Annotated in this window: 5 protein-coding genes; 2 read left to right on the top strand and 3 right to left on the bottom strand. The window is 61.4% G+C overall.

Features of this window, described 5'->3' with window-relative positions; translation table 11 throughout:
* Positions 1 to 140 precede the first annotated feature (140 nt).
* Positions 141 to 341, bottom strand: a complete 201-nt coding sequence (locus C9413_RS33995; protein WP_039845300.1) for a hypothetical protein — start codon at positions 339 to 341, stop codon at positions 141 to 143.
* 207 nt (positions 342 to 548) lie between these two features.
* Positions 549 to 1,451, bottom strand: a complete 903-nt coding sequence (miaA, locus tag C9413_RS29890; RefSeq protein ID WP_039845301.1) for a tRNA (adenosine(37)-N6)-dimethylallyltransferase MiaA — start codon at positions 1,449 to 1,451, stop codon at positions 549 to 551.
* Here miaA and serB point away from each other — a divergent pair, their 5' ends adjacent.
* Both serB and C9413_RS29880 read left to right on the top strand, forming a co-directional pair.
* Positions 1,452 to 2,342 (top strand): phosphoserine phosphatase SerB, encoded by an 891-nt coding sequence (serB, locus tag C9413_RS29885; RefSeq protein ID WP_039845302.1) that lies wholly within the window; start codon positions 1,452 to 1,454, stop codon positions 2,340 to 2,342. It begins immediately after the preceding gene.
* Complete coding sequence (locus tag C9413_RS29880; protein ID WP_039845303.1) at positions 2,339 to 2,905, top strand: GNAT family N-acetyltransferase; 567 nt, start codon at positions 2,339 to 2,341, stop codon at positions 2,903 to 2,905. Before serB ends, C9413_RS29880 begins: the two co-directional genes overlap by 4 nt.
* Positions 2,906 to 3,026: 121 nt before the next feature.
* Here C9413_RS29880 and C9413_RS29875 read toward each other — a convergent pair.
* Positions 3,027 to 3,401, bottom strand: a 375-nt coding sequence (locus C9413_RS29875; RefSeq protein ID WP_170251316.1) for a PDZ domain-containing protein, incomplete at its 5' end; no start/stop codon positions are given.

Below are 3,401 nucleotides of genomic sequence, written 5' to 3'. Positions count from 1 at the left end.
GAGTGGGCGTGGGGCGGAACGCGCGGTGGATCATGTTACCATTCTATCAATTGCTCCAAGCAGCGCAACCGTGGATCGCACCGGCAGGCATGTCGTCTCCATGCTCCATGGTTGTCACGAAATACCGCCGAGACGTTCTGTCAGAACCGGCAATCGGCAACCTGCGGCGCATCTTCGCCAAGCTGTATCGCGACGTCGAGGCCGAATTGATCGCATGCGACGGCGAAGACGATCATCTTCACCTCTGGTGCATCCGCTGCGAAGATCGCCCTGTCCATGCTGTCAACAGCCGCAAAGGCGTATCCAGCCGACTTCTGCGCGACAGCCGCCGGGAAAATCACCGGGCGCTACCGCAAGGACGTTTTGTGGCCTCCTACTTTGCGGGAACGCTGTGGCGGCGCACCGCTCTCTGTGATCGCCGAATATGTCAAATCCCAGCGGCAAGCGGCAAACGGCCGCTCTCGCTTTCCTCCCCGGCCTGAACGCCGGGGTCCCGCGAGGTTCACGATGATGATAACCAGCTGGTCGACTTGAAGCTTACGCCCTGATCACGACTGCGGCGATGTCAGGCGCTTCCAGCTCTCGTCCATTTGATTGCGAAACCAGGTCATCTGCCGCTTGGCATATTGGCGTGTCGCGGCAGCACCCTTCTCGATCACTTCGCTGCGCGTCATCTCGCCCTTCAGCATGGCTACAATCTGCGAAACGCCGATCGCCTTCATCGCTGGCATTTGCGATGAAAGGCCGAGTGCCAGCAGCGACTTGACCTCATCTTCGGCACCCTGCTCCAGCATTTTCTCGAAGCGCTCGTTGATGCGCTGGTGGAGCACGGTGCGTTCCGGCAGAACGATGATCTTTTCCGCACGCGCCGGATCGACAATCAGCGGCCCCGCCTGCCCTTGGAAGCGCAGGATCGATTGCCCCGTTGCCTCCACCACCTCCAAGGCGCGCACGATGCGTTGCCCGTCCTGGATGCTGAGACTGCCGGCAGCGGGCGGATCGAGCGTGGCGAGTTCGGCATGCAGCGCTTCCGCGCCGTCATTCAGCAGGCGCGCCCGTAGCCTGTTGCGGATGTTTTCCGGTATCGCCGGTATATCCGACAGGCCGCCTGTCAGCGCCTTGAAATAAAGCCCCGTCCCGCCGACGAACACCGGCAACTGTCCCTTGGCACGCAGACTGGGCAGCAATGCCGTGACATCGTGCAACCAGGTCCCCGTCGAATAGGCAGCGCCTGCTGGCACATGGCCGTACAGATGATGTGGCACGCCCTGCATCTCCGCCTCGGACGGCCGCGCCGTCAGAATGCGCAGCGTGCCGTAGACCTGCATGCTGTCGGCGTTGATGATAACGCCGCCGTGGCGTTTCGCCAGTTCCACGGCAAGCGCGGACTTGCCGCTGGCGGTCGGCCCGGTTATCAGGATCGCACTTGTTGCGCTCAGAAGGTTTTCCATATGGCTCTCGTTGCCACGCTTGTTGCCAATCCGTCAAATCCCGTTCTCACGCCGAGGCTTGCCGAACAGGCCGCCGAAACCGTGACGGCATCCGGGCTCTACTGGCTGGCCGACGGCATCGCCTGCGATATCGCCCTTCGCGACGGCACCGATCCGCAAGCGGCGGAGGCGAGTATCCTCGCAGCCATCGCCAGCGCACCGATCGATCTGGTCGTCCAGGAGGCCGATACGCGCCGCAAGAAACTGCTGATCGCCGACATGGATTCGACGATGATCGGGCAGGAGTGCATTGACGAGCTCGCAGCCGAAGTCGGCCTTAAGGACAAGGTCGCCGCGATCACCGCCCGCGCCATGAACGGCGAGATCGCTTTCGAACCCGCACTGCGCGAACGCGTCGCACTCCTGAAAGGCCTGCCGGTTTCAGTTATAGACGAGGTTATCGCCAAGCGCATCACGCTGACGCCCGGCGGCCCGGAACTGATCGCCACGATGAAAGCGAAGGGCTATTATACCGCCCTCGTCTCCGGCGGCTTCACCGTCTTCACCAGCCGGATCGCCGCAACTCTGGGCTTTGACGAAAACCGCGCCAACATTCTTCTTGAAGAGGGAGCCTTGCTCTCCGGCTTCGTGGCCGAGCCGATCCTCGGCAAGCAGGCGAAGGTGGATGCACTCAGCGAAATTTCCGCAAGGCTCGGTATCTCCACCGAAGAAGCAATGGCCGTTGGCGACGGCGCCAACGATCTCGGCATGATCCACCTCGCCGGCTCCGGCGTCGCCCTACATGCCAAACCCACAGTCGCCGCCGAAGCGAAAATGCGCATCAACCACGGCGATCTGACCGCCCTGCTTTATATCCAGGGCTACCGCAAGACGGATTTTGTGACGCCATGACCGTGATCGCGACGACGGACCGCCTGCTCTTGCGCAATTGGACAGACGCGGACCGGCCGCTTTTCCACGAGATCAATTCCGATCCTGAAGTGATGGAATTCTTCGCCTTTCGCCGCGACCGCGCCGAAGCAGATTCGATGCTGGAAAATATCCGCAATGCCATCGCCAAGGCCGGGCTCGGTTTTTATGCCATGGCACTGAAGGAAACCGATGAGCCGATCGGCTTTTGCGGCCTCTGGAGGCCCGAACTCGAACCGTTCCTCCCGGCGGACACCATCGAAATCGGCTGGCGTCTTGCCAAACGGCATTGGGGCAAGGGATATGTGACGGAAGCTGGAGAAGCATCACTTCGCCATGGTTTCACCCAGTTCAATCCTCCCGAAATCGTCTCTTTTGCGGTAGCGGACAATCATCGTTCCACCGCCGTCATGCGCAGACTTGGCCTGCACCACGATCCGGACCGCGATTTTGATCATCCGCGCATTCCCGACACGCATCCGCATCTGAAACGCCACGTGCTCTATGCGATCAGCCGTCAGCAATGGGAACGAAAGATCGTCTGACACCGATCACCCATGCATGACAAAGACAGGAGAATGTCGTGCTGTTGTCGAGTCGTCGTCACTGGCGCAGGCATCGGAGCGGTTCAGCAGTTCCTGAAAGGATCAGCCATTCCGCGCTTTGTTATTCCATTGGCACTGCGATAAACCGCAGATCGCCGTTTGCCGAGGCGATCATCAGTTGCGCGTTGCGGCGGCCTTCCTGCTTCAACGACTGCACTTTCGCAGCCACGGCATCCGGCGACTTCATGAATTCCTGGGCGACCTCGACGATCACGTCGCCGGCCTTCAGGCCCTTTTCGGCGGCCGCCGAGCCGGGTGCCACCTCAGTCACCACGACGCCGTCCACGCTTTCCGCAATGCCGAAGGTCTTGCGGATCTCGGGGCTGAGCTGCGACAGCGAGAGGCCGAGCACATCCTTGGGCGTCCTTGCATCGGGCGTAACCGGCGCCTGCTGATCGGTCTGGCCCTTGCCGTCGGGTGCCGGCTGGACCTGATC

The sequence above is a fragment of the Rhizobium sp. SEMIA 4085 genome (assembly GCF_013004495.1).
Taxonomy (GTDB): Bacteria; Pseudomonadota; Alphaproteobacteria; order Rhizobiales; family Rhizobiaceae; genus Rhizobium; species Rhizobium gallicum.
Note: the sequence above shows the minus strand (reverse complement) of the source record. Positions and strands in the feature narration are given on the sequence as shown.

Bases quoted from the DNA above. Each gene is read 5' to 3' on its own strand.
- serB (WP_039845302.1), top strand. From the start codon at position 1,452: ATGGCTCTCGTTGCCACGCTTGTTGCCAATCCGTCAAATCCCGTTCTC.
- miaA (WP_039845301.1), bottom strand. From the start codon at position 1,451: ATGGAAAACCTTCTGAGCGCAACAAGTGCGATCCTGATAACCGGGCCG.
- C9413_RS29880 (WP_039845303.1), top strand. From the start codon at position 2,339: ATGACCGTGATCGCGACGACGGACCGCCTGCTCTTGCGCAATTGGACA.